20 protein-coding genes and 2 tRNA genes are annotated in these 25765 nt (G+C 62.6%); 10 read left to right on the top strand and 12 right to left on the bottom strand.

All coding sequences use genetic code 11. The annotated features are described in order from the left end of the window. Positions 1–13: 13 nt before the first annotated feature. Positions 14–1000: a tRNA dihydrouridine(20/20a) synthase DusA gene (gene dusA, locus B5T_RS12160; protein ID WP_014994804.1), complete on the bottom strand. Its 987-nt coding sequence runs from the start codon at positions 998–1000 to the stop codon at positions 14–16. Then, the gene (locus B5T_RS12155; protein ID WP_014994803.1) at positions 997–1587 is read right to left on the bottom strand and encodes a TetR/AcrR family transcriptional regulator; all 591 of its coding nucleotides are present in this window, start codon (positions 1585–1587) and stop codon (positions 997–999) included. Before B5T_RS12155 ends, dusA begins: the two co-directional genes overlap by 4 nt. A 116-nt stretch (positions 1588–1703) precedes the next feature. Between B5T_RS12155 and B5T_RS12150 the strand changes: the two genes are divergently transcribed. The 3 genes from B5T_RS12150 (at position 1704) to B5T_RS12140 (ending at position 5891) form a co-directional block, all read left to right on the top strand. After that, entirely contained in the window at positions 1704–3140 is a 1437-nt protein-coding gene (locus B5T_RS12150; protein ID WP_014994802.1) for an amidase, read from the top strand. 407 nt (positions 3141–3547) lie between these two features. Further along, complete coding sequence (locus B5T_RS12145; protein WP_014994801.1) at positions 3548–5026, top strand: SulP family inorganic anion transporter; 1479 nt, start codon at positions 3548–3550, stop codon at positions 5024–5026. A 10-nt stretch (positions 5027–5036) separates the two neighbouring features. Next, positions 5037–5891: a universal stress protein gene (locus tag B5T_RS12140; RefSeq protein WP_014994800.1), complete on the top strand. Its 855-nt coding sequence runs from the start codon at positions 5037–5039 to the stop codon at positions 5889–5891. A 58-nt stretch (positions 5892–5949) separates the two neighbouring features. Here the strand turns inward: B5T_RS12140 and B5T_RS12135 are convergent, their stop codons facing one another. Next, the gene (locus tag B5T_RS12135; RefSeq protein ID WP_014994799.1) at positions 5950–6366 is read right to left on the bottom strand and encodes a DUF4399 domain-containing protein; all 417 of its coding nucleotides are present in this window, start codon (positions 6364–6366) and stop codon (positions 5950–5952) included. Between the two features lie 212 nt (positions 6367–6578). On the opposite strand from B5T_RS12135, the gene gltX reads away from it, so the two are divergent. The 3 genes from gltX (at position 6579) to B5T_RS12120 (ending at position 8363) form a co-directional block, all read left to right on the top strand. Further along, positions 6579–8069, top strand: coding sequence for a glutamate--tRNA ligase (gltX, locus tag B5T_RS12130; RefSeq protein ID WP_014994798.1), 1491 nt, complete (start codon positions 6579–6581; stop codon positions 8067–8069). 137 nt (positions 8070–8206) lie between these two features. Continuing rightward, positions 8207–8282 (top strand) — tRNA-Ala (locus B5T_RS12125). Positions 8283–8287: 5 nt separating this feature from the next. After that, positions 8288–8363: transfer RNA gene (locus tag B5T_RS12120), tRNA-Glu, on the top strand. A 64-nt stretch (positions 8364–8427) separates the two neighbouring features. Here the strand turns inward: B5T_RS12120 and B5T_RS12115 are convergent. Beyond that, positions 8428–11562, bottom strand: coding sequence for an error-prone DNA polymerase (locus tag B5T_RS12115; RefSeq protein WP_014994797.1), 3135 nt, complete (start codon positions 11560–11562; stop codon positions 8428–8430). A 107-nt stretch (positions 11563–11669) separates the two neighbouring features. Between B5T_RS12115 and B5T_RS12110 the strand changes: the two genes are divergently transcribed. Then, positions 11670–12251: a peroxidase-related enzyme gene (locus tag B5T_RS12110; RefSeq protein ID WP_014994796.1), complete on the top strand. Its 582-nt coding sequence runs from the start codon at positions 11670–11672 to the stop codon at positions 12249–12251. Positions 12252–12453: 202 nt separating this feature from the next. On the opposite strand, the gene B5T_RS12105 is transcribed toward B5T_RS12110, so the two are convergent. Together B5T_RS12105 and B5T_RS12100 are read right to left on the bottom strand one after the other, a co-directional pair. Further along, positions 12454–13878 carry a Y-family DNA polymerase gene (locus B5T_RS12105; protein WP_014994795.1) on the bottom strand — a complete coding sequence of 475 codons (1425 nt, stop codon included), beginning with the start codon at positions 13876–13878 and terminating at the stop codon, positions 12454–12456. Further along, positions 13875–14621, bottom strand: coding sequence for an SOS cell division inhibitor SulA (locus B5T_RS12100; RefSeq protein WP_014994794.1), 747 nt, complete (start codon positions 14619–14621; stop codon positions 13875–13877). Before B5T_RS12100 ends, B5T_RS12105 begins: the two co-directional genes overlap by 4 nt. A gap of 142 nt (positions 14622–14763) precedes the next feature. Between B5T_RS12100 and B5T_RS12095 the strand changes: the two genes are divergently transcribed. Both B5T_RS12095 and B5T_RS12090 read left to right on the top strand, forming a co-directional pair. Continuing rightward, positions 14764–15399, top strand: coding sequence for a hypothetical protein (locus tag B5T_RS12095; RefSeq protein ID WP_014994793.1), 636 nt, complete (start codon positions 14764–14766; stop codon positions 15397–15399). Beyond that, complete coding sequence (locus B5T_RS12090) at positions 15396–16943, top strand: FAD-dependent oxidoreductase (protein WP_014994792.1); 1548 nt, start codon at positions 15396–15398, stop codon at positions 16941–16943. Before B5T_RS12095 ends, B5T_RS12090 begins: the two co-directional genes overlap by 4 nt. On the opposite strand, the gene B5T_RS12085 is transcribed toward B5T_RS12090, so the two are convergent. Then, positions 16924–17445 carry a hypothetical protein gene (locus B5T_RS12085; RefSeq protein ID WP_014994791.1) on the bottom strand — a complete coding sequence of 174 codons (522 nt, stop codon included), beginning with the start codon at positions 17443–17445 and terminating at the stop codon, positions 16924–16926. The genes B5T_RS12090 and B5T_RS12085 overlap by 20 nt on opposite strands. A 114-nt stretch (positions 17446–17559) precedes the next feature. Between B5T_RS12085 and B5T_RS12080 the strand changes: the two genes are divergently transcribed. Next, a complete protein-coding gene (locus B5T_RS12080) occupies positions 17560–17991 on the top strand; it encodes an acyl-CoA thioesterase (RefSeq protein ID WP_014994790.1) in 432 nt (143 codons plus the stop codon). Between the two features lie 143 nt (positions 17992–18134). Here the strand turns inward: B5T_RS12080 and B5T_RS12075 are convergent, their stop codons facing one another. The 5 genes from B5T_RS12075 to B5T_RS12055 all read right to left on the bottom strand — a co-directional run bounded on the left by B5T_RS12075 (position 18135) and on the right by B5T_RS12055 (position 25765). Next, complete coding sequence (locus tag B5T_RS12075) at positions 18135–19289, bottom strand: hypothetical protein (RefSeq protein ID WP_148279258.1); 1155 nt, start codon at positions 19287–19289, stop codon at positions 18135–18137. Between the two features lie 76 nt (positions 19290–19365). Continuing rightward, positions 19366–21333: an acetoacetate--CoA ligase gene (locus tag B5T_RS12070; protein ID WP_014994788.1), complete on the bottom strand. Its 1968-nt coding sequence runs from the start codon at positions 21331–21333 to the stop codon at positions 19366–19368. Continuing rightward, the gene (locus B5T_RS12065; RefSeq protein ID WP_041716998.1) at positions 21330–23291 is read right to left on the bottom strand and encodes an ATP-binding protein; all 1962 of its coding nucleotides are present in this window, start codon (positions 23289–23291) and stop codon (positions 21330–21332) included. The genes B5T_RS12070 and B5T_RS12065 overlap by 4 nt, the downstream gene beginning before the upstream one ends. An 81-nt stretch (positions 23292–23372) precedes the next feature. After that, entirely contained in the window at positions 23373–24152 is a 780-nt protein-coding gene (locus tag B5T_RS12060) for an enoyl-CoA hydratase/isomerase family protein (protein ID WP_014994786.1), read from the bottom strand. Between the two features lie 2 nt (positions 24153–24154). Further along, complete coding sequence (locus tag B5T_RS12055) at positions 24155–25765, bottom strand: carboxyl transferase domain-containing protein (protein ID WP_014994785.1); 1611 nt, start codon at positions 25763–25765, stop codon at positions 24155–24157.

Genomic DNA, 25765 nt, shown 5'->3' with positions numbered 1-25765 from the left:
GCCAGTGCATTCCTTAGCTCACCAGCGCCAGCGCATCCTCGAACACCTTCGGGGTGGTGTCCGCTTTGTGCATGTTCTCGCTCAGATGACGGCGGTAGGCGCGGGCGCCGGGTATGCCCTGAAACAGGTTCAGGGCGTGGCGCAGCACATGCTTGGGGTGACAGCCGCCCGCGTAGCGCTGCTCCAGATAGGGGAGGAAGGCTCGTGCCACCTGGTGGCGATCCGGTTGTGGCGCGGGATCACCGAACACGGTGGCGTCCAGACCGGCCAGGCACCAGGGGTTGCCGTAGGCTTCCCGGCCTATCATCAGACCATCCACCTGATCCAGATGGTGCAGCACGGAAGGCAAATCGCGCAGGCCGCCGTTGAGAATGACCTCAAGATGCGGGAATGCCTGCTTGATGGCGTAGGCCCGCTCATAGATCAGCGGGGGAATTTCCCGGTTCTCCTTCGGCGACAGGCCATTGAGGATGGCCTTGCGGGCGTGAATGGTCAGACTGCGGCAGCCGGCGGAATCCATGCGGGCGACGAAGCGCTGCAGGAACGGATAGTCGTCCTGGTCATCGATACCGATGCGGGTCTTCACCGTGACCGGCACCGCGCTGACCCGGGCCATGGCCTCCACGCAACGGGCCACCAGATCCGGCTCCGCCATCAGCACCGCGCCGATCTTGCCCTGCTGCACCCGGTCCGAGGGGCAACCCACGTTCAGGTTGATCTCATCATAGCCGTAGTCGGCGCAGATGCGCGCGGCCTCCGCCAGTTGCGCCGGGTCGCTGCCGCCGAGCTGCACCGCCACCGGGTGCTCGGCGTCATCAAAGCCCAGCAGCCGCTCGCGATCGCCATGGATCACCGCCTGGGCCACCACCATTTCCGTGTACAGCAGCGTGTGACGGCTGATCAGCCGCGCCAGATAACGGTAATCGCGGGTGGTGTAGTCCATCATCGGCGCCACGGATAGCCGTCTATCCGGCTCGCTGCCGGTAAATCCAGAATTCATACGGTGTTCGCCGTTATTGCGGTGAGTTTTTCCCGAATCATCCTGATGAGGTTTTCACCGACGCCGGCGATGCTTTTGTTCTGCGAAACGACCTGAGCCCCCTCCATCAGGTAAGTGAGCTCCATCGCCGCTTCTTTCGGCTCGGGCAGACCCGCCTCGGTACAGAGAGTCGCTAACCGGAGGAATTGGCGCTTTTTATGTTCTTCGATGAGTCGGCGGGCGGGATTGTCTGGCTCAGGTATTTCCGCCAATGAATTGGTGAAAGGACAGCCCCTGTAAGAAGCAGTCGAAAGGTCATGCGCGATGAACTTGGCCAAGCCGAGAATCTGCGCCTTGGGGTCACCGGTGTACTGTGCCGAAAGCTCTTCGAAGACCTCGGAATATTTATCGACGAGCAATCGTAACCACTCAAGAACGAGCGCGTCTTTCGAATCGAAATGCCGGTAGAGGGTCATCTTGGTGGATTTGGCCTTTGCCGCGATGGCATCCACCGTAACCCGACTGATGCCTTCAGTAAGAAACAGCTCCTCGGCTGCATCGAGGATCCTTTCTTTGGGGGGCAACTGTGGAATTCGTTCGGGCCGCATGGTGTTCTCCGCTTGACAGCGATACTTTTCAGTATCTTGCTATACTAGTAAGTATCGTTCGATACTGACAAGTACAATCATACCGCTTTTGCCAAGTAAATGGCTCGGAGAATTTGATGAGAACCGCTGAATATGCCGAATACGATGCACTGGGTCTTGCTGAGCTGATCGCCAGCGGTCAAGTCACCCAAGCCGAAGTCAGTATCGCGGCGCTGTCCGCCATTGAGCAACTCAATCCGAAGATCAATGCGTTGGTTGAGGTTTGGAGGAGTGAACCCCGGGCCGCTACCGGGCCGTTCAAGGGCGTGCCCTTTCTGGTCAAGGACTTGGGGCTTACTGCCAAGGGGCACCTGAATGAGCTGGGCAGTCGCTTGGCGGCCGGGTGCATCGCCGACGAGGACTCTAACCTGATGGTCCGCTTGCGGCAGGCAGGTCTGGTTACCATCGGCAGAACCACTACTCCGGAATTGGCTGCCAGTACAACCACCGAGTCGGTATTTTCGGGGCCGACCCGCAATCCATGGGATCTGAGCCGCAGCGCTGGCGGGTCAAGTGGCGGCTCGGCGGCTGCCGTAGCAGCTGGTCTGGTACCGGCGGCGCATGCCACCGATGGCGGTGGTTCCATCCGTGTACCTGCAGCCTCTACCGGACTATTCGGGCTTAAGTCCAGCCGCGGCAGAATTTCCATGGGGCCGGCGGTGGACGAGGTGTGGGCCGGGCTTGCCGTACACGGTGTGGTCAGTCGAACAGTGCGCGATAGTGCCGCTTTACTGGATGCCATCGAGGGCGGAGCCGTGGGTGATCCCTTTGAGATCGCCAAGCCGCGCCATTCCTATTTATCGGAAACCACTCGTGAACCTGGGTCGCTGCGGATTGGCCTTCTCCTGCATCCGCTGAGCAACAGTCGCTCCGTCGAACCGGTCGTAAACGCGACTCGCAATGTTGCGATCCAGCTCCAAGGCATGGGGCATAGTGTGGACGAGGTCTGTTTGGACATGGGGGTAAGCTGGGAAAGCTTTGTTGAAATGAATGCCCGGTTCTGGTCAGCAAATACGGCTGCCTGGATCGACGCCATCGCTGCGGAAACAGGCCGACCCATTGATGCCGGCACGCTTGAGCCCGCCACTCTTTCGTTGCATCGGATGGGGCATCAACTCACCGCCACCGATTTGCTGGAGGCCATGCATTCAAGAAATCTTGTTACTCGCAGCATGGGGCATTTCTTCTGCAAATACGACATCCTGCTGAGTCCGACTCTGCCAGAGCTGCCCCCAGCAATAGGCAGTTATAACGTAGGTCAGGAGCATCTGGATGGTAGGAGCTGGATAGATCGCGTATTCAGCCACTCGCCGTTCGCCGCATTGGCGAATGTGACTGGATCCCCTTCTATGTCCATGCCATTGGCGTTTGATCCGGAAACGGGTCTTCCTATAGGCATACAGTTCTCAGCGGGCTTTGGTCGAGAGGACATGCTGCTGCGTCTGGCGGGTCAGCTAGAGCGCGCTTTGCCTTGGGCTGCACGCAAACCTGAGGTATGGGCTGGAAAGTCATAGCACGGCTGCGTGCGATGGTCATTGTGGCCACAGTCCAGCGGCGGCGGCACGGACAGGCATTGGTCGGGCCGGGGCAAAGCCGGATCCGAGGTGGGAATAGCCGGCGCGGGCTGGTAGACTGCGCCGCTTTCCATGACGGGTAATGTCTGATTTTCATGTTTCATTCGCATTCCTCCGCCATCCTTGATGGCCTGACTCCGCCCTAGCGCGCGGATCTTCCGACACCCGGCAGGTGCTTCTCGCGCCGGCCCGACGGTGTTCATCCCCGGAACTTCCTGGTTCCCGCGGGACTCTGGTCCCGTATTCGCGATTTATCGCCTGTTTTTATGCCCAAATTGCTTCAGGCAATTTTTGTTGCCGCCTTTTGTGGTGTTGTTTTTTGCATACGTACATGGGGTTTTCCGTTAATGATTGCTTCCCTTAAAGAGCATTGGTTCAGCAATGTTCGCGCGGACGTGCTCGCCGGCATTGTCGTGGCGCTGGCATTGATCCCCGAGGCCATCGCTTTTTCCATCATCGCCGAGGTAGACCCCAAAGTGGGTCTTTACGCATCGTTCTGTATTGCCGTGGTCACCGCCTTCGCCGGTGGCCGGCCCGGCATGATTTCCGCCGCCACCGGCGCCATGGCGCTGGTGATGGTGACCCTGGTCAAGGAGCATGGCCTGGAATATCTGCTGGCGGCGACGATTCTGGCTGGTGTGCTGCAGATCATCGCCGGCTTTCTGAGGCTGGGGCAACTGATGCGATTCGTATCCCGGTCGGTGGTCACCGGTTTCGTCAATGCCCTGGCGATCCTGATCTTCGTGGCTCAGTTCAAGGAACTGGTGGACGTGCCGTGGCTGGTCTATCCGTTGGTGGTCGGCGGCCTGGGGATTATTTATCTGTTTCCGTTGCTAACCAAAGCGGTGCCTTCGCCCTTGATCTGCATCATCGGTCTTACCGTGTTGTGCGTGGCGATGGGCTGGGACGTTCCCACGGTGGGGGATAAGGGCGACCTGCCGGACAGCCTGCCGGTATTCCTGCTGCCGGATATCCCGTTGACCCTGGAAACCCTGAAGATCATTTTCCCGGTATCCCTGACGCTGGCGATAGTGGGGCTGCTGGAGTCGATGATGACCGCCGCCATCATCGATGAACTGACCGACACCGAGAGCAATAAGAACCGCGAGTGCAAGGGGCAGGGCATCGCCAATATTGTCGCCGGTTTCTTTGGCGGCATGGCCGGTTGCGCGATGATCGGCCAGTCCATGATCAACGTGAAATCCGGTGGCCGTACCCGCTTGTCCACGCTGGTGGCCGGTGTGGTGTTGCTGATCCTGGTGGTGTTTCTCGGCGATCACGTGTCGCGGATTCCGATGGCCGCCCTGGTGGCGGTGATGGTCATGGTGTCCATCGGGACGTTCAGTTGGGAATCGCTGGTGAACCTGCGCCGCCATCCGCCCAGCAGCACCATCGTCATGCTGGCCACGGTGGTGGTCACCGTGGCCACTCATAACCTGGCCCTGGGGGTTGCCGTTGGCGTGGTGCTGAGCGCGCTGTTCTACGCCAATAAAGTCGGGCGGGTGTTTTATGTGCGTTCGGAACAGGACGCCCCCGGCGAACGTACCTATCATGTGGTGGGCCAGGTGTTTTTCACCTCATCGGAACAGTTCCTGGACGCCTTCGATTTCCGTGAGGCCCTGGAAAAAGTGGTTATCGATGTACATCGGGCCCACTTTTGGGATATCACCGCCATTGGTGCTCTGGATAAGGCGATCATCAAGTTCCGCCGGGAAGGCACCGATGTGGAACTGATCGGCCTTAATGAGGCCAGTGCCACTCTGGTGGACAAATACGCGGTGCACGATAAGCCGGATGCCGTGGAAAAACTGATGGGCGGACATTGAGGAAAACAACATGAGCAAAGTCGTTGCCTGTATTGATGGGTCAGTGGCCGCCAGCGCGGTATGTGATGCCGGGGTTTGGGCCAGCCGGCGCCTGGACGCGCCGCTGAAGCTGCTGCATGTGCTGGATCAGCAACGTTATCCGAGCACCCCCACGGATTTGAGCGGGTCCTTGAGCCTGGGCGCCCGTGAACATCTGATGGAAGAGCTGGCCGACCTGGATGCCCGCCGTAACCGGGTGGCCATGGAACAGGGAAAGTTGATGCTGGACGCGGCCAAGGCCCGCGCGATGGACAAAGGCATTGAGGAGCCGGAGTTGCAGCAACGCCATGGCGATCTGTTGGAAAGCCTGCTGGCACTTCAGGACGAGACCCGGCTGCTGGTGATCGGCCGGCAGGGCACCGAGCATCAGGGGGCGTCCGCCAAAGTGGGGGATAACGTGGAGCGGGTGGTCCGGGCGGTTTACCGGCCGATACTGGTGGTGCCCGAGACGTTCTCCGAACCCGGCGTGATCATGCTGGCTTTCGACGGCAGTGATACTTGCCGCAAGGGTGTGGAAATGCTGGCCGCCAGTCCGCTGTTCCGTGGTCTGGAGTGTCATCTGGTGACCGTTGATGACGGACAGCATGCCCGTCATGAAGAGCTGGCCTGGGCCGGGGAGCGCTTGTCCGAAGGTGGTCATCAGGTCTTCACCGCCATCCTGGAAGGCGAAGTGGAACCGGCGTTACATCGTTATCAGCAGGAGCATGGTATCGAGCTGCTGGTGATGGGCGCTTACGGCCATTCCCGTATCCGGGAATTCCTGCTGGGCAGTACCACCAATGAAATGCTGCGAGAGGCGAAGGTGCCGCACTTGCTGTTGCGTTGATAGCGGAGAAGGCAACACAACGGCGGGGCGGGGCGGAGAGCCCCGCCGCGGAACCGGTTTACTTCACCGTGATGGTGATTTCCTCGCTGGTGATGGAAGGCTCGAACGGCACGTGGCGGGCATCGCCCATGATCAGTTGCAGGGTATGTTCGCCCGGTGGCAGATCCAGCGTGGTTTCGGTCTGGCCGCCGCCGAAATGGCGCACGTTGTCATTACTGGGCAGAGGCTGATCCTCGTTCACCGCCTCCTTCAGATCCACCAGGAGGTGGTGGTGCCCGGTGTTGTCCTGGGTGACGCCGGCGGGGGCCACGCCCATGCCTTTGAGACCGAATTTCACGGTGACCGGCCCGGAGACGGTGTCACCGTCCTGTGGTGTGATGAAATACACCTCGGCTTCGGGCGGCGCGGGAGTGCGCTCGATGGCGGCGGCGAACGGTGCCAGCACCAGCAGCGCGGCGGTCAGTAGTACTTTCATTTCAGGCCCTCCTTGATTACGGCGAAGAAAGTAACAGCGTCAAAGTCGGTCGGCATGGATCCAATGCCAGACAGACCGGATACAAAAAGGTCCTCCTGTTGCCGTTTTTTGTCAAATAGGGAAGGTGCCGGGCGGCGGGCGAATAGCATGTTGCATGTCGGCGTGCCGGCAAATGCCGTATAATGCCGCCTTTTTCCGGCCGTGGAGTTGTCATGACCGTTCGTACCCGGGTAGCCCCGTCCCCCACTGGCGATCCCCATGTGGGCACCGCCTACATTGCTTTGTTCAATCGTTGTTTTGCCCGTCAGCACGGTGGTCAGTTCATTCTCAGGATCGAGGACACCGACCAGGTGCGCTCCACCGCGGAGTCGGAGCAGGCGATCCTGGATTCCCTGCGCTGGCTGGGGCTGGATTGGGACGAGGGGCCGGACGTCGGTGGCCCTCACGCGCCTTACCGCCAAAGTGAGCGCGGCGATATCTATAGTCAGTACGCCGAGCAATTGGTTCAGGCCGGCCACGCCTTCAAGTGCTACCGCAGCGCCGAGGAACTGGACACGTTACGTGCCCGGATCAAGGAGAGCGGTGAAAACCGGGCATTGAAACCCCGTGATCTGGAGCTGGATGAGACCGAGCAGGCCCGCCGTGAAGCGGAAGGGGCGCCTTACGTGATCCGTATGCGGGTACCGGAGGATGGCCGCTGTGCCATCGAGGACATGCTGCGCGGTACCGTGGAGCTGGATTGGGCCCTGGCCGACGCGCAGGTCCTGCTGAAATCCGATGGCCTGCCCACCTATCATCTGGCCAATGTGGTGGATGATCATCTGATGGGCATCACTCATGTGCTGCGCGGTGAGGAATGGCTGAACTCCGCGCCGAAACACAAGCTGCTGTACGAGTATTTCGGCTGGGACATGCCGGCGCTGTGCCACATGCCGCTGCTGCGTAATCCGGACAAATCCAAGCTCAGCAAGCGCAAGAACCCCACCAGTATCCATTTCTATCGTCGCATGGGCTTCCTGCCGGAAGCGCTGGTGAACTACCTCGGCCGCATGGGCTGGTCCATGCCCGATGAACGTGAGCGCTTCTCTCTGAGTGAGATGGAAGCGGCTTTCGACATCAACCGCGTGTCCCTGGGCGGGCCGGTGTTCGACGTGGAGAAACTGAGCTGGCTCAACGGCCAGTGGCTGCGTGATTTGTCCGACGAACAGTTCCTGCAACAACTGATGGGCTGGGCCTTCAATCGGGACTACGTAATGCAGGTGCTGCCGCACATCAAGCAGCGGGTGGAAACACTGAGTGACGTGGTGGACAAGGCCGGCTTCTGTTTCTCCGGGATGCTGTCCATCAGCGAACAGGATTTTGAGCATAAGCAGTACAGCACCGAGGATATGAAGGAATGGCTGCAGTTCTTCCTCTGGTCCTGCGAGGCCCAGCGCAGCTGGAACCGGGATAATCTGTTCGCCGACGCCAAAGCCCTGGCGGATGCTCTGGATGTGAAAATCCGCGACTTCCTGTTTCCGGTGTTCGTGGCGATCGCCGGCACCAGCGCCAGTTTCTCGGTGGTGGACAGCATGGCATTGCTGGGCGCGGATATCAGCCGGGCGCGATTGCGTCACGCGGTGGAGGTGCTGGGTGGGGTCTCCAAGAAGCAAACCAAGAAGCTGGAGAAGGCCTACGCGGGGCTGTTATCCCAGGCTGATTAAGATTCCGGCAATTTGACCAAGGGATGAACAGACGGGGCAAAAACCGTGAAAAACCGCCGCTAAGTGCTTGACAGGATAGGGCCCCTGGGTAGAATACGCCGCACCACACGGGACGCACATACCGGTGGTCAGAATCTGGGGCTATAGCTCAGCTGGGAGAGCGCTACAATGGCATTGTAGAGGTCGGCGGTTCGATCCCGCCTAGCTCCACCAAATACGTCCCCTTCGTCTAGTGGCCTAGGACACCGCCCTTTCACGGCGGTAACAGGGGTTCGACTCCCCTAGGGGACGCCACTATAAAAACCCTCGCTCATTGAGCGGGGGTTTTTGCTTTGGAGCGGATACTCTTGCTGCCCTCTTAGCGAAAATCCCGCGACTTGATATTCAATTCCCTGAGTGCATCACCGGCATCGATCAAGGCTCCGGCCATCAGATGCACGATACCCTCCGGACTGATTTCCAGAGTGCCTTTGACGATCACCAGAGGACTGCGCAGCAGGGTTTTGCGGAACCGCTCCTGAATGGCGTTCCAGATCACCACGTTGGTGTTGCCGGTCTCATCCTCCAGTGTCATGAACAGCGCGCCTTTGGCGGAGCCGGGTCTTTGCCGGTTGGTCACCAGTCCGGCGACCCGGATCAGTTGCCCCTGGCGGCCCCGCTTCAATTCCCGTGCCCGGCGGCAGCCGCGAAAGCGGGGCAGATGGCGGACCAGGGCCATGGGATGACGGCCCAGGGTCAGACCCAGGTGACGGTAATCCTGCAGCAGATTGGCGTGCTCCGAAGGGGCGTCGAGGTAGACCCCGTCATGGTCCTTGCCGGCCCCGCGCTCCGTTTCAAGCAGCGGGCGCGGCGCTTCCAGTCCCTGGATTTCCCAGTGGCCCTGGTGGCGGTGGCCGCTGAGAGCGCGCAGTGCGTTGCCGGCCACCAGCGCTTCCCGTTCCCGTTGATTGAGACGGGCCCGCTGGCACAGGTCACGCACACTGCTGAAAGGGTGCTCGGCACGGGCCCGCACCAGGCGCTCGGCGGCTTCCGGATTGAATCCTTTCAACTGACGAAACCCCAGCCGCAAGGCCGGCTGTACCCCGAGCTTCTGTCTTTGTGTCTCTTCCAGAGTGTGGTCCCAGTGGCTGTGCCGTACGTCCAGGGGGCGCAGTTCAATGGCGTGGCGGCGCGCGTCCTGAAGGATTTGCGAGGGGCTGTAAAAGCCCATCGGCAAGCTGTTGAGCAAGCCGCAGTAAAAGGCGCTGGTGTGATGGCGTTTGAGCCAGGCGGACACGTACACCAGCAGGGCGAAACTGGCGGAATGGGATTCCGGGAAACCGTAGCCGCCGAAGCCCTTCATTTGCTCGAACAGGCGCTGGGCATAGTCCTCGCTGTAGCCGTTGGCGCGCATGCCCTGGATCACCTTGTCCTGGAACTGCATCAGTTCGCCGCTCTTGCCCCAGCGGGCCATGGCCCGGCGTAACTGATCCGCCTCGCCGCCGGAAAATTTCGCCGCCACCATGACCAGTTGGATCACCTGCTCCTGGAAGATGGGGATGCCCAGGGTGCGTTTCAGTACCGCTTCCACTTTCGGGTCCGGGTAATCGGGTTCTTCCAGACCATCTCGACGGCGCAAATAGGGATGCACCATGTCACCCTGAATCGGGCCGGGGCGAACGATGGCCACCTCGATCACCAGATCGTAGAACTTGCGTGGCCGCAGCCGCGGCAGCATGTTCATCTGCGCCCGGGACTCCACCTGGAAGACCCCCAGGCTGTTGCCCTTGCAGAGCATGTCGTAGGTGGCGGGATCCTCGGTGGGGATGTCCTGCATGATCAGCGGCCGGCCGCGGTAGTGACCGACCAGATCCAGGGTTTTGCGGATCGCGGTGAGCATGCCCAGGGCCAGCACGTCCACCTTCATCAGCCCGAGGGCTTCCAGGTCGTCCTTGTCCCATTGGATCACGGTGCGATCGGCCATGGCGGCGTTTTCCACCGGCACCAGCGTAGGCACCGGATCGCGGGTAATGACGAAACCGCCCACGTGCTGGGACAGATGCCGGGGAAAGCCGACCAGTTCAAACACCAGCGCCCGGTACTGCCGGCCCAGGGCGGTATCGCCCAGACCCACTTCACGGAACCGCTCCTGCAGATCGGCGGGTTTGTCCCACCAGGCCAGATTGGTGCTGAGCCGCTCGATGATCGACAGATCCACGCCCAGGGCCCGGCCCACGTCGCGCACCGCCGAACGGGTGCGGTAATGGATCACGGTGGCGGCAAGGGCGGCGCGGTCCCGGCCGTATTTGCGGTACAGGTACTGCATCACCTCCTCGCGGCGCTCGTGCTCGAAGTCCACGTCGATGTCCGGCGGCTCCCGCCGTTCCTTGGAAATGAAGCGCTCGAACAGAAGCTGGCTGCGCTCGGGGTCCACTTCGGTAACGCCCAGGCAGTAACACACCGCGGAATTGGCGGCGGACCCGCGGCCCTGGCAAAGAATGCCCTGGCCGCGGGCGAAGGCGACGATGTCGTGGACGGTGAGAAAGTAATGGGCGTATTCCAGTTCGCGGATCAGCGCCAGTTCCCGTTCCAGCAGCGTCTGTACGGAGGCGGGTACGCCCCCGGGATAACGTTGCGCGGCGCCTTGATGGGTTAGGGCGGCCAGATAATCGTCGGCGTTCTGACCCGGCGGCACGACTTCTTGCGGATACTGGTAGCGGATTTCGTCCAGCTCGAACTCGCACTGGTCGGCGATCCAGGCGGCCTCGCGAAGCAGGGTTTCCGGGTAAATATCGGCCAGGGTTTCCAACGGACGCAGATGCCGCTGATCATTCTGGAACCGGCGGCGGCCCAACTCGTACACCGAGGTGTTCAGTCGCAGCGCGGTGAGCACATCCTGCAGTCTTTGCCGCTCGGCGCGATGATAATGCACATCGTTGGCGGCGCTCATGGCGAGCTCGAAGCGGTGCGCCAGATCCAGGCAATAGCGATAGTGCAGGGCGTCGTTACGGTCCTGCAGCAATTCGCAGGCAAGCCAGAAGCGATCGCCGAAATGAGCCTGGAGCAAGGCGGCATGATGGGGATCGCGGCCATCGCCGGCGGGGAACCACAGGCACAGGGCATGGCGCTCCAGCCGTGTCAGATCCCGCCAGTGCAGTTGGTATTTTCCTTTTTCCGCCCGCCGTCGTCCCTGGGTGATCAAGGTGGCGATTTCGCCGTAGGCGCGCCGGTTCCTGGCCAGTAATACCAGATGCAGCGCGCCCTGATCGGTATCCAGGTGAAAGGCGCTGCCAATGATCAGTTTCAGGGCGGTGCCGCTGCCGTCCCGCAATTCCTTGTGCGCCCGCCAGGCCCGCACCACCCCGGCCAGGGAGGCGTCATCGGTGAGCGCCAGAGCCCGGTAGCCCAGTTCGTGGGCACGTTGTACCAACTCCTCCGGCTGGCTGGCGCCGATGAGAAAGCTGAAGGCACTGGTGCAATGCAGCTCGGCGAAGGGCAGGGAATCCGGGGTCATGCGTGACTCCCTGATGTCCCTCGATCTTGCCGTCGAGGGATGGACATCAACCTGACGTTAACGTTAACTGGAAATCCTGTTTCACTCGTTTGCCTTGGGATACCACCATGACTCTGAATAACAAACGCTTTCCCATACCGGAAAGTCTGGACAACCTGCCTGAAGACATCCGCGAGGTGATTCTTGGCGTGCAGGAAAAAGCCGGCTTCGTGCCCAATGTGTTTCTCATGCTGGCCCGCCGCCCGGCGGAATTTCGCGCTTTTTTCGCTTATCACGATGCTCTCATGGAACGCGAGTCCGACACCCTGAGCAAAGCGGAAAAGGAAATGATCGTGGTCGCCACCAGCGCCCGGAATCACTGTCTGTACTGTGTGGTGGCCCATGGCGCTCTGCTGCGGATCTACAGCAAGAATCCGCTGGTGGCGGATCAGGTGGCGATCAACCACCGCACCGCGCCGATCAGTGAGCGTCATCGGGTGATGCTGGACTTCGCGTTCCATCTGGCCCTGGAACAGGGGGAGATGAACGACGACTGGGAGGCCCGCTTGGCGGAGGTGGGCTTCACCACCGAGGACATGTGGGATATTGGCGCCATCGCCGCCTTCTTCGGTATGTCCAATCGCTTGGTCAATCTCACCGGAACACCGCCCAACGAGGAGTTCTACCTGATGGGACGGGTGCCACGTTGACGGGAAACGCTGGCACGCGAACACGCTGGCACGCAACACGTGGAAGCCTCTGTGGTCGAAAGGGTCATCCTCTTTCCGTTGGCAAAAGGCTTTCCCGGCTGTCCACAGAGTTAGTAAGCATGGCGTGTAAGCGTGTTGCGTGCCAGCGTGGTCGAGCGGTGGCCGGGTGATAACCTCCGGGATAACCGTATGGCCCCAGGCCCTAGAAAAACCCATGTAACCACCACTGCTGTCGGGCGTCCTGGAACAGCCAGCAGCATTCCCCCTGGGGATGATGCGCCAGCCGATAGTGGCGGGGCATCGTTCCCCGCCAGGGCTGGCTGAAACGCTCCTGTTGCGGAAACAGTCGCAGGGGCCGCCCCCGCCATATCGGTACACCGTTATCCTGGTGCAGTCTCAGCGGGGATTCCAATAACCACAGGGGGCGGTCCTGATCCGCCTGATCCTGTTCAGGCTCCCGTGGTTTCACGCCAAACGGGGGCTGACGGCATTCGCTGTATTCCGGCAAGTGATCGTCGGCCAGGGCCGGGCGATAAAGCGCCAGCCCGGGAGTGTCCACCAGCTTTTCCAGCAGGCCAGTCAGCGGAGCGCGGGCGCCGGGTTCCGGGAACAGGGCGGCAAGGCCGGGGTTCAATGGTCGTGGCCGGCTGGTATCCAAACCCAGTCCCAGTACCGCGCCGTCCAAAGGCTGGTTCTCCAGGCGACGCAGGCTCAGATCGAGCCAGCCGGCGGCGTCATGGGCCGGCTGGGCCCGGCGCACCAGCAGGGTGTGCCGTTCGCGATTGTCCAGACGCAAATGCCAGCGTATCGCCAGCACCTGCTCCTGATAGCGCCTCAGGTGTTGCTCCATCTGCTCAAGCAGCGCCGCCATGGGGATTTTGAGCAGGGCCTGATCATTTATCGGATCATCGAATTGCTGTTGTTCCCGGAACGGTGCGGGAGCGGGAATCGCCCGGCGCACGTCCGCTTTCTCTCCGAGCAGGCGTTGCAGCCAGTCCAGAAAGGAAACGCCGAATCGTTTGCCGAGCGCGGCCCGCGGCAGTGCGAACAGATCGCCGAGGGTGTGAAAGCCCGGGGCCCGCAGACGCTCTTTCACGGCGTCTTCCAGGGCCAGGGTGTCGATTGGCAGAGTCGCCAGCCAGGCCTGAAAACGGCTGCGCTCGGGCAGGTGTTCAAGGCTAGGCAGCTCGGTGAGATGCCAGGCCGCCAGTGGTGTGGGGCCAAGGCCCAGATGGCTGGTTAGCGGGCAGTGCAGGCGGTATTGATCCACTCGTGACAGCAACTCGCTGAAGCCGCCGAACAGGCTCAGGCAGCCGCCGACTTCCAGCAGCAGGGTATGAGGTGGCGCCAGGCAGACTTGTGGTGTCATGGCCAGTAAGTGACGAGCCTCCCGTAGCAAAGCCCGTTCCTCCTGCTGGGGGTCGGCTTGTTGCACCTGGAGGTCGTCGCATAAAGCACGGGCCGTGCCCAGGCGTAATCCGGCGCTCACTCCGGTGCCGCGGGCGGCGGCATTGGCCAGGATGATCCGTTGCTGTTGCACCAGCACACGGGGCTCGGGGCTCGGGCCATTCACGGCTTCCAGAGCCAGCAAAGGAAAATGCAGGGCCAGCCACAAAGGGGGATTCATGGACGGACCTCCGATGTTGGCGCCGGCAGTGCCAGCAGAGAGGGCGCCGTGGCGGTCTCCGGGCGGCGGGTCCGGGCCGCCATGGTGGCGCAGGGCGGCGGGGGGTGGCGCAGATGCTCGGGCAGCACCACCAACTGGCACTGCTGACCGTGGCGGCCACCGGGCTGCTTGCCAATGGTGACGGTCAGCTCGCCGGGTTGACCGGCGTCCAGCAGCAGACGCAGAGGCGCCGGGCTGGGTTGTTTCGAGGCCCGCAGTGGGCGCACCAGCAGAAACAGACAACGGCCCTGCTGCGCGGCCATGTGCAGACGGCGCAGGGTCCCGGTGGGCAGAGCGCCGCCCGGTGCCCACAACACCAGGCTGTCCAGAGTGTCGCTGGCGGCGGCTTCCAGGCAGGCACGCAACAGCGTGGCGCGTTCCCGGGCCTGCAGCACCAGGATTTGCTCCAGTGGCAGCCCGGCCCGCTTCAGAGCGGCGGCGGAAGGCCGGGCCGGGGGATTGGCGATGATGCGGGCGCCGTCCTCACGGCGACGTAACAGGGGCAACAGCAAGTGCAGCAATGACGGACAAGGCAGCGGACAGAGCAGTTCCACCAGCCCCTGATTGGGCCAGCCACCTTGCCAGAGCAGGCGGTCCAGGGCCGGGAAACCGGTATGCCGACGTTCTTCGCGGGCGGCTTTCCGGCCGGGGCCTTGCCAGGTGTCCTGGCGACGAAGTAGTTGTTGCAGGGCGTCCGCATTCATGAGGGGCTATCCGGAATACTGTTCTTATGTACAGTATCTTGGTGTGCCGATCGGGTCAATCTTTCTGCTGGATGGTATACATGTTGTCTCCGGCTGCGGGGCTGACTATGTTGAGGGCTTGATTCCTTCCGTGAGAGCGACGATGACACAACAATACAGCGCGCCGTCGGGGCCGGAGTGGCTGCAACAGGGCTTGGCGCGCCGCCGTTTTCTCAAATGGACGCTGGTCGCCAGTGCCGGGATGACCGCCGCCGCCGCGGGCGGTTTTCTCTGGCTGCGCCGCTCCCCCCTGGACCAGCAGCGGATCCCGGATTGGGCAGGCGAACTGAGTGCCCAGGAGTTTCTGCTGCTGGACCGTTGCCGACGGGTGCTATTGCCCACCGAAGGGCGGGACCTGCCGGATACCGAAACCGTGCCGGTGGTGGCCAACGTGCAGCGCACGCTGTCGCTGATGGCGCCGGCCCTGCGCCAGCAACTGTCGCAGGGGTTGGGATTGTTCGATAACGCCGCGGTGTTCCGTCATGGCTGCCGCTTCGTCGATCTCGACGACGAAACGGCGTGGGACTATTTCGATCGCTGGGGGCGGGGGCTGGTGTTGCAACGAACTCTGGCCACGGTGATCAAGCAACTGCTGTACAGCGCTTATTGGCGCGACGAACGTACCTGGCCGGCTCTGCAATTCGACGGTCCGGTTTCGGATCGCTGGGGATTGGCGTATCTGGGCAACGCGCCGATGCCGGAGGAGCAGGGGAATGTACCGACGGGAGGGCCGGAATGACAACGGCACTTTGGCGGGACTCCGGTCTGGCGGTAACCCAGGCGAAGGACATCCGTGAGCCGCGAATGGATTTGCAGGCGGATGTGGTGGTGGTCGGCTCCGGCGCCGGCGGTGCCGTGGTGGCCTATGAACTGGCACGGCGCGGCAAACGGGTGCTGGTGCTGGAAGCGGGGCCCTATGTGCCGTCGCGGGATTTCAGCGAACGCTTCCCGGAGGCCATGGAGCAGCTTTATCAGGACCACGGAAGCCAGACCAATCGCAGTGGCGATCTGCTGATCCTGCAGGGGGCTTGTGTCGGTGGCTCCACCGTGGTCAATGCGGGCGTCTGTTTTCGTACCCCGGACTTCATCCTGCGGGACTGGCAGCGGGATTTTGGGCTCACCGGTCTCACCCGCGACAGCATGAGGCCCTATTTCGAGCGGGTGGAAAAACACCTGGGCGTGCATGAAAACGGTGAACATGAGATTGCCGCCCATGCTCGCCTGATCCGGGCGGGTGCCAATAAGCTGGGCTGGTCGGTGAAGCCGTTCCAGCGCAATATCCGCGATTGCGCGCTCACCGGGCACTGCCTGTCCGGCTGCAAGACCGAGCGCAAGCAATCCATGCTGGTCAGCTATCTGCCCTGGGCGGTGGCCCACGGCACGCGCATTTTCGCCGACACCCGGGTCACCGGCATCCTCACCGATAATGGTCGCGCCACCGGCGTCCGTGCCCAGGTCACCGGCAGCGATGGTGAACCGGTGGCTTCGGTGACGGTGACGGCGCCAAGGGTGGTGCTGGCCGCCGGTGCGGTACAGACGCCGCTATTGTTGCTGCGCAGCGGATTGGCCAATGGCTCCGATCAGGTCGGGCGCCACTTCGCCTGCCACCCGTCGCTGTACGTCAGCGCCCGTTACCCGCAACCGGTGCACGCCTGGCGCGGTGCCATGCTGGGGGTCTACGTGGATGAATTCATGGCCCCGGAGGACGGCGGTTTCGTGCTGGAGGACGGCGGCGCCGGGATCGTGGAACTGTCGATGACGGCGGAGCCGGGCACCGGCGCGCCGTTCATGGATTTCATGGAGGAGACCCGTTATCTGGCCGGGCTGGTGACCCTGATTCACGATCATAATGTGGGCCGGGTGCGCTGGGACGGGGACAACAAGGTGATCGATTATCAACTGGACGATATTGATTTCCCGTCCATGAAAAACGCGCTGAAAGCAGCGGCGCGCCTGCATCTGGCCGCCGGGGCGGAGCAGGTCCATGTACCCACCAGCGAACCGCTGGTAATACGCCGGGAAGCGGACATCGATCCGATGGTGGAGGGCCTGGAGAACCAGCCGCACCACCTGCGCATGGTCAGCTATCATCCCCAGGGCAGTTGCCGCATGGGCGCGGATCCGGCCACCAGCGTGGTGGCGGAAAGTGGAGAAACCCATGAAGTGCCCGGACTCTACATCGCCGATGCCAGCCTGTTGCCGACCTCGATCATCGTCAATCCGCAGATCACGGTTTACGCTCTGGCGACCCGCATCGCCGAGGCTATTGCTGCATCAGCCTGACACGGTGCACGGTGCCGGGCACCTTGTAGTCGAGAATGTCCTGCTCCCTGAGCATGCACACGCCATGTTCAGGGTTGAGGCGGCACCAGCGGGTCTGGTCGCCGCCGCCGGGTACCACGCTGAAGCGGGTGGCGTAACCGCTTTCCTTGTTCAGGCCCAGCCATAACTGGTTGAAGCGCCAGCCGCAGAGCGGGTCGTCGAACCGGTCCAGGTAAACCGTCATGCGGTAATTCAACCCCTGCGGTTCCAACGGCACGTCGGTGCCTACCTGGCGCAGGGGACACTCTGGTTTGCTGGGCACGTACAAGGCTTCCACCCGCACCTCGCTGGCCGGCAGCGCCGGTTCGATATCCAATAAATAAAACCAGGTCTTGGCGGGTGCGGGGTTCAATTTCGGAGTATGGGGGGCAACGGTGACACAGGCGCCGAGCAGAGCGCTCAGCATCAGCGGCACGATGAGGCGGAGGCCGGAACGAACGGTGGAGGAAGCGGCGCTTTCCATGGCTTTCCCTGTGCGATGATCGCGACAACGCGGTGACGTAAAGATCTTGAACGGGCTGTTAGGCTATCATTGCCATTCGCGGCTGTCGCGCCGCAAATCCACACAGGAGAAACCATGACTGACGCGAACACACGTCCGCAACGGGACGCCTTTGGTTACCTTTGCCCCCTGGACACCCGGTGGTCCGACAACGATCTGTACGGCCACGTCAACAACGTCACCTACTACAGCTACTTCGATTCCACCATCAACCGCTACCTGATCGAGCAGGGTGGTCTGGATATTCATCAGGGTGATGTGATCGCCTATGTGGTCAGCTCCGGTTGTGAGTATTTCGAGGCGGCGGCTTATCCGGAGTCCCTGGCGGTGGGCATGCGCGTGGACAAGCTGGGTAACAGCTCGGTGCGTTATGGCCTGGCGGTGTTCGGCGCCGAAGGCGCGGCCAAGGCCCTGGGCCATGTGGTGCATGTGTTCGTCAATCGTGAAAGCGGCCGCCCGGTGGCGATTCCGGAACCGCTGCGCAAAGCATTGGAAAAACTGGCGTAAGAGGCTGGGCTGAGGGGAATCAGGGAGCCTCTTGTCAGGGGAGGAGAGCCGGCTCTCCACGAGCTCTGAAATCGTTCGCTTCGAATCACTTGGCTACGAAGCCGCTGTGGGAAGCTGCTTTAGCAGCGAATGGGCTGGTCAGATCACGGCAAGGCGGAAGAGAACCACAGTTCGGCGATGACGTAATACTCCTGCCCGAATGGCAGATCCTTCAGTAAAAAGCCCACTTCCGGCTCCTGGCCGGGAAACCGTTCCGGTGGATCGGGCCGTTGCGGATCGTCTTGGTAAATAAACCGCACCGGTGTGTCGAAACCTTCCATGAAACGCAGGCGGGCACGTAGCGCAAACCCTTTGCCGGTATCGAACCAGACAGTGTTGTCCCGTGGCACCGTGCTGCCACGCATGGCCTTCTCCGTGTCACTGAGCACGCCGTCCACCACCGCTTCCCGTGCGCCGGTCCAACTGGTGCGCAGGCGCGCCCCTTGCAACCGATAGCCGTCCACGGTGATGCGGGCGCTGGGTTCGCGCAACACGGCGGCGGCCACCGCCGGCAGGGTAAAGCGGCTGTGCACCACCACGCTGTCGGCGCCGACGATGAAATAGTTATGCACGGTGAGCACGCGCAGTCCCGCCACCCGTACCCGGGTAGTGGCGTACACCAACGTCGCCAGCGGGCCGGCGATGACCTGCCGGATCACCGGGTCGAGGTTGTCGTTGTCCAGAGTGACCCGCGCGTTACGTAACAACAGGCCGGCGCTGAGTCTTAACTTCAGGCCATCCAGCAAGGTGCCTTCACCGTCCCAGCCCTGGTAAGTGAAATCCCCCCAACGGAACAGATTATCGTCAACAAAGGCGAGCCGGAAGCGATCGCCGCTGATCGCCAAGGGGTCGCGCTCGAGCGTGGCTGCCGGAGCGAAAGTGGCGCGGGGCCGGGCTCGCAGAACATAGAAAACGCCGTCGCCGTCGCCGTCGCCGTCGGCAATGGGCAGCGTGGCAAGAACCTCCGCCGGCAAGGGCATGGGATGAACTTCTCCGGCGTCCCCGGAGCGCAGCAGCAAACGGTCTCCGGCGGCGACCCTGTCTACCGGAGCATCCCGACGGGCGTCGCGATCTTCCTGGAAATAGGGCTGATGGCCGAGGGTCCAGGGCAGCCACTGGTGCCGCACTTCATGAAAAGCGCCGTCCCGGTAGTGGACCAGCATCAACTGATCCCGGGCCGCTCCAATCAGCGGGCTGTGTTCATCGATGGGGAGAGTAAGCAGGGCGGCGTGGGCGGGAAGGGAGAAAACAAATAACAACAGGCAGGCCAGTCCGCGCCGCCCGCATTGCCTATATAAAAACAGCAATGCGGGCGGCGTGGCGGTCGGCAACGGCTTATTCCGCCAGTTCCGGCCGGTCGACGAAATGCGCCAGCGCATCCGGATTGGCCAGGGCGTTGCGGTTGCGGACTTCGCGTCCATGGACGATGTCCCGTACCGCCAGTTCCACGATCTTGCCACTGACGGTGCGGGGAATTTCCGGCACTGCCAGGATCACCGCCGGCACATGGCGTGGGCTGGCGCCGGCGCGGATGGTCTGGCGAAGGGTTTGTTTGAGATCGTCATCCAGGACCGCGTCCCCGGCCATCACCACGAACAGCACCACGCGCACATCGCCCTGCCACTGCTGGCCGATCACCACCGCCTCGCGAATCTGCGGCAGGGTTTCCACCTGCCGGTAGATTTCGGCGGTGCCGATGCGCACGCCGCCAGGGTTGAGCACGGCGTCGGAGCGGCCATGGATGATCAGGCCGTCGTGCCCTTGGTGGGGAACGGTTTCGGCATAGTCGCCATGGGCCCAGATGTCCATGCCAAGGGAGGCGAAACGCTCGAAGTAAGCATCGTGGAAACGCTGGCCGTCCGGGTCGTTCCAGAACGCCACCGGGCAGCACGGGAACGGCGTGCGGCACACCAACTCGCCTTTTTCTCCGCTGACTGCCTGGCCGTCGTCGTTGAACACCGCCACATCCATGCCCAGCCCCAGACACTGCAGTTCACCGCGATAGACCGGCAGCATGGGATTGCCGAGCGCGAAGGTGGAAATGATGTCGGTGCCGCCGGAAATCGAGCTGACCAGCAAATCCGCTTTCACTTTCTGGTAGAGGAAATCATAGCTTTCGTGCAGTAACGGAGAGCCGGTGGAATACAGTACCCGCAAGGTTTCCAGGCTATGACTCTTGATCGGTTCAATGCAGGCCTTTTCCACCGCCTGCACGAATTTGGCGCTGGTGCCGAAGTGGGTAACGCCCTCGGTGTCGATCAGATCGAACAGCCGGGAGGCGTCCGGGTAGGCCGGGTTGCCGTCGTACAGCACCAGGGTGGCGCCGCTCTGCAGACCACCCACCAGCCAGTTCCACATCATCCAGCCGCAGGTGGTGAAGTAGAACAGCACGTCATCGGCGCCCAGGTCGCCGTGCAGTCGGTGCTCCTTGGCGTGCTGAATCAGCGTGCCGCCGGCGCCATGGACGATGCACTTGGGGGCGCCGGTGGTGCCGGAGGAATAGAGAATGTACAGCGGATGGTCAAAGGGCAGGGCGGCGAATTCCGGCGCCGGCCCGGCGGCGTCCAGCCATTCACTCCAGGGCAGCGCCGCATGCACATTGCTGGCCTTGCCGCGGCCGGGAACCACCACCAGCAATTCCGGTTTCAGTTGTTCGCGCAGGGTTTGCAGGCGTTCGCTCAGATCGATCCACTTGCCGTTGTACTGATAGCCGTCACAGGCGAACAGCACCTTCGGTTCGATCTGGCCGAAACGGTCGAGCACACCCTGGACACCGAAATCGGGGGAACAGGACGACCAGATCGCGCCAATCCAGGCGGCACCGAGCGCGGCGACAATGGTCTCGATCCGGTTGGGCATATAGCCGGCCACCCGGTCGCCGGGACGCACGCCGGCGTCGTGCAACTGCGCCGCCACCTGGCCGGCGGCCACGCGCAGTTCGCTGTAGCTGATTTGATGCCGTTGGCCGGCTTCGTCCACGCTGATCAGAGCGGTGTGATCGTCATGACGGGGCAGCAGATTTTCCGCTGCGTTCAGGCGGGCCCGGGGAAACCAGCGGTGGTCGCGGAAGCGTTCGGCCCGCTCCAGCACCTCGGTGCCTTTTTCGCCTTGCAGTGCGGAGAAGTCCCAAACCAGATTCCAGAACGCTTCCGGTTCGTTCACCGACCATTGGTGCAGGGCGCGATAGTCCGGCAGGGGCTGGCCGGACAGGGCGCGGGCCTGTTGCCAGAAGCGATTCAGCGCGCTGTGTTGCAGGCGCTGTTGATCCGGTTGCCAAAGCGGTTGTTGATCAAGGGTTGTCATTCTTGCTCCACTTCAAACTCCACCAGCAGGGTGCCCTCGCTGACGCTGTCACCGGCGCCCACGTTGAAACCATGAACGGTGCCGTTGTCGCCGGCGCGCAGGGTGTGTTCCATCTTCATGGCTTCCAGTGTAATCACGGCGTCGCCGGCGGCAACGCGGTCACCGGGGTTCACATGCAGGGCGACGATGGTGCCGCTCATGGGGGCGGTGAAATCGCCGTGTCCGGCATCATGCTCGCTCTCCCGCGCCGGATGCAGGTCGACCGCATAGTCCTGACCGGCCACGAACAACCACAACCGCTCCCCCTGATCGACAAAGCGTCCGGAAAGGGTCATGTTGTCAACGAGTGTGCCGCCATCAATGCCGAGATGGAAGCGCCCGCCATCGCTATGGAACTGGAAGGGCAGAGGGACGCCATTCACGCTGGCCTGATTGTCCTCCAGGATCACGATCAGGTTCTCGTCCAGCACTTTGAGCGGCACCAGCGTCTGGCGCCGGCCTAACGGCCGCCAGCCGTTCAAGGCCTGCCAGGGATCGCTGCCGGTTGCCGGCCGTTGTACCACCAGCGCCGCGGCGGCCACCGCCAGAGCCGGTACCGGCACGCTCACCGGTTCCAGTAAATCCGGATGTTTCTCCAGCAGGCGGGTGTCCAGCTCCGCCTGGCTGAACGGCTCGCTGCTCAGTACCCGGTGCAAAAAGGCACTGTTATGGTGAATGCCACCGAGCATCAGGTTTTCCAGGCCGAGCACCAGGCGGCGGCGCGCCTGTTCCCGGTCGGCGCCGTGGCAGATCAACTTGGCGATCATCGGATCATAGTGATCGCTGACCGTGTCGCCGGCCTCGAAGCCGGCGTCCACTCGCACGCCTTCCGGCCACACCAGAGGTTGCAGAGTGCCGGAAGATGGCAGGAAATGCTGATAGGGGTTTTCCGCGTAGAGACGCACTTCCATGGCGGCACCGTGCCGCTGGATCTGGTCCTGGCGTTTCGGCAGTGCGCGCCCTTCGGCCACGGCGATCTGCCAGGCCACCAGATCCTCGCCGGTGATCATCTCCGTGACCGGGTGCTCCACTTGCAGGCGGGTATTCATCTCCATGAAGAAGAATTCACCGTCCGGCGCCAGCAGAAATTCCACGGTACCGGCGCCGACATAGTCGATGGCGCGAGCGGCCTGCACCGCCGCTTCGCCGAGCCGTTCACGCAGCGCCTCGTCCAGCCCCGGGGCGGGGGCTTCCTCGATGATTTTCTGATGACGGCGCTGCACGGAGCAGTCCCGCTCGAACAGATGCACGGCGTTGCCGTGCTGGTCGGCGAACACCTGCACTTCCACGTGGCGGGCGGTGGGCAGGTAGCGTTCCAGCAGCACCCGGTCGTCACCGAAGGCACCCTTGGCCTCGCGGCGAGCGGAGGCCAGCGCTTCGTCGAAGCGGTCCGCGCTTTCCACCACGCGCATGCCTTTGCCGCCGCCGCCGGCCACCGCTTTGATCAGCAGCGGAAAACCAACCCGTTCCGCTGCGCTCGCCAGGGTGGCATCGTCGGCGCCTTCCTGATCGAATCCGGGCAGCACCGGCACCTTGTTTTCATTCATTAACTGCCGGGCGGCGGCCTTGTCACCCATCACCCGGATGGCGTTGGCGCCGGGGCCGATGAAGATCAGGCCGGCCTCGTCGCAGGCGGCGGCGAACCCGGTGTTCTCCGACAAAAAGCCGTAGCCGGGGTGCACCGCCTGGGCGCCGGTGGCGCGGGCGGCGTCGATCACCTTGCCGATATCCAGATAGCTGTCCCGGGCCGGCGCCGGCCCGAGACAAACGGACTGATCCGCCTCACGGACATGGGGCAGCTCGGCGTCGGCTTCGGAATAGACCGCCACGGTACGAATACCTTGTTCGCGACAGGTTCGGATGATGCGGCGGGCGATCTCTCCGCGGTTGGCGATCAGCAGTGTGGTGATGTTGGTCATTCTTATATCAGCCCTTTTATCGATCTCTTTATGACACTCCCGGGATTCGACCGTCTCCGGGGTTCCGTGGTCACCAACCAATCAGGAGGCGCTCCAGGCCGGCGCGCGTTTTTCAAGGAAGGCGGCGAGCCCCTCCTGGCCTTCGTCTCCGGTGCGCAGGCGGGCGATCAGTTCGGCGGTATAACCGATCAAGTTCTCGTCCAGTGGCTGCTCGTCGCTGCGCCGTACCAGATCACGGGCCTCCAACTGAGCTTCCGGAGCGCCTTTCAACAGAGCGTCAACCAATGCCTCCACGGTGGCGTCGAGCTGATCCTCGGCCACCACTTCATGGACGATGCCCAGTTCCCTGGCGCGCGGCGCGGCGATCACTTCGGCGGTCATGAAATAGCGGCGTGCCTGGCGGGGGCCCAGCGCACGGACCACATAGGGGGCGATCACCGCGGGTAGAATGCCGAGCTTGACCTCGCTCAGACAGAAGCGCGCGTTGTCCGCCGCCACCGCCATATCGGCGGCGCAAATCAATCCCAGCGCACCCCCGAAGGCCGCGCCCTGGACCCGGGCGATGACCGGCTTGCCGGCCTGATCGATGCGCGCCATCAGCGCCGCCAGCCTTAACGCATCGCGCTGATTCTCTTCATGGTCCAGTTGGCCCATGGCTCGCATCCAATTGAGATCGGCACCGGCGGAGAAGTGTTTGCCGGCGGCATCGAGCACAATGACACGAGTCTGGTCGTCGGCACCGGCCCGGTCGAAAGCGTCGATCAGGGACTCGATGACGGTGTTGTCGAAAGCGTTGCTTTTTTCCGGCCGGTTCAGGGTGATGTGGGCCACCGGCGCTTGCAGGGTCAGTTCTACACTCATGATTACATCCGGAATACGCCGTAGCGGGTATCTTCAATAGGCGCGTTGAGGCTGGCGGACAACGCCAGCCCCAACACGTCGCGGGTGTCCACCGGGTCGATGACGCCGTCGTCCCAGAGCCGGGCGCTGGCGTACCAGGGCGTGGCCATGGACTCGTATTGAGCGGTCATCTCGTCCTGGAAGGCCTGCGCCTGTTCCTCACTCCAGCTCTCGCCTTTCTTTTTCAGCGAAGCCACCTTGACCTGGGTGAGCACGCTGGCGGCCTGTTCTCCGCCCATCACCGAGATGCGGGCATTGGGCCACATGAACATGAAGCGCGGGTCGTAGGCGCGGCCACACATGCCGTAGTTGCCGGCGCCGAAACTGCCGCCGGTGATCACGGTGAATTTCGGTACCCGGGCGCAGGCTACCGCGTTGACCATCTTGGCGCCGTGCTTGGCGATCCCCTCCGCTTCGTATTTCTTGCCGACCATGAACCCGGTGATGTTCTGCAGGAACAGCAACGGAATCTTGCGTTGGTTGCACAGCTCGACGAAGTGAGCGCCTTTCAGCGCCGACTCGGAATAGAGCACGCCATCGTTGGCGAGAATGCCCACCGGTATGCCGTGAATACGGGCGAAGCCGGTGACCAGGGTGGTGCCGTAGCTGGCCTTGAACTCATCCAGCTCGGAGGCGTCGACGATGCGCGCGATCAGCTCCCGTGCCGGCATCGGTGAGCGGGTGGTGGGCGGGATCAGTCCGTAGAGTTCCTGGGGATCATAGGCCGGCGCGCGGCTTTCGCGGAGGTCGAGCTGTTCCGGTTTGCGCCGGTTGAGCCGGGCGATGCAGCGTCGCGCCAGATCCAGCGCGTGGGGTTCGTCCTCGGCCAGATGATCGGCGACGCCGGATTGCTCGGCGTGCAGCGCGGCACCGCCCAGTTCCTCGGCGCTCACCACCTCGCCGGTGGCGGCCTTGACCAGCGGCGGGCCGGCCAGAAACACAGTGGAATGATTACGCACCATGATCACTTCGTCGGCCATGGCCGGCACATAGGCGCCGCCGGCGGTGCAGGAACCCAGCACCACGCTGATTTGCGGGATGCCGCTGGCGGACATGTTGGCCATGTTGAAGAAGATGCGGCCGAAGTGCTCCCGGTCCGGGAACACCTCATCCTGGCGTGGCAGATTGGCACCGCCGGAATCCACCAGATAGACGCAGGGCAAGCGGTTTTCCGCGGCAATGGCCTGACAGCGCAGATGCTTCTTCACCGTCAACGGATAGTAGCTGCCACCTTTCACGGTGGGATCGTTGGCGACGATCATGCACTCCACGCCGCTGATACGGCCGATGCCGCCGACGCAGCCGGCGGCGGGAACGTCCTCGCCGGGGTAAACCCCGTCGGCGGCCAGCGCCGACAGCTCCAGGAAGGGAGAACCGGGATCCAGCAAGTACTGGATGCGTTCCCGCACCGGCAACTTGCCTCTTTCCCGCAACCGCGCTTCCGCCGCTTCACCGCCGCCGTGGGCGATGTGCGCGAGCTTTTCCTGCAATTCCCCGCGCAGCGTCAGGTTGTGCTCGCGGTATTGGTCAAACTCCGGCGCGCTCTTATTAAGATGACTGATAATTCTAGGCAT

The sequence above is a fragment of the Alloalcanivorax dieselolei B5 genome, assembly GCF_000300005.1.
Taxonomy (GTDB): Bacteria; Pseudomonadota; Gammaproteobacteria; order Pseudomonadales; family Alcanivoracaceae; genus Alloalcanivorax; species Alloalcanivorax dieselolei.
Note: the sequence above shows the minus strand (reverse complement) of the source record. Positions and strands in the feature narration are given on the sequence as shown.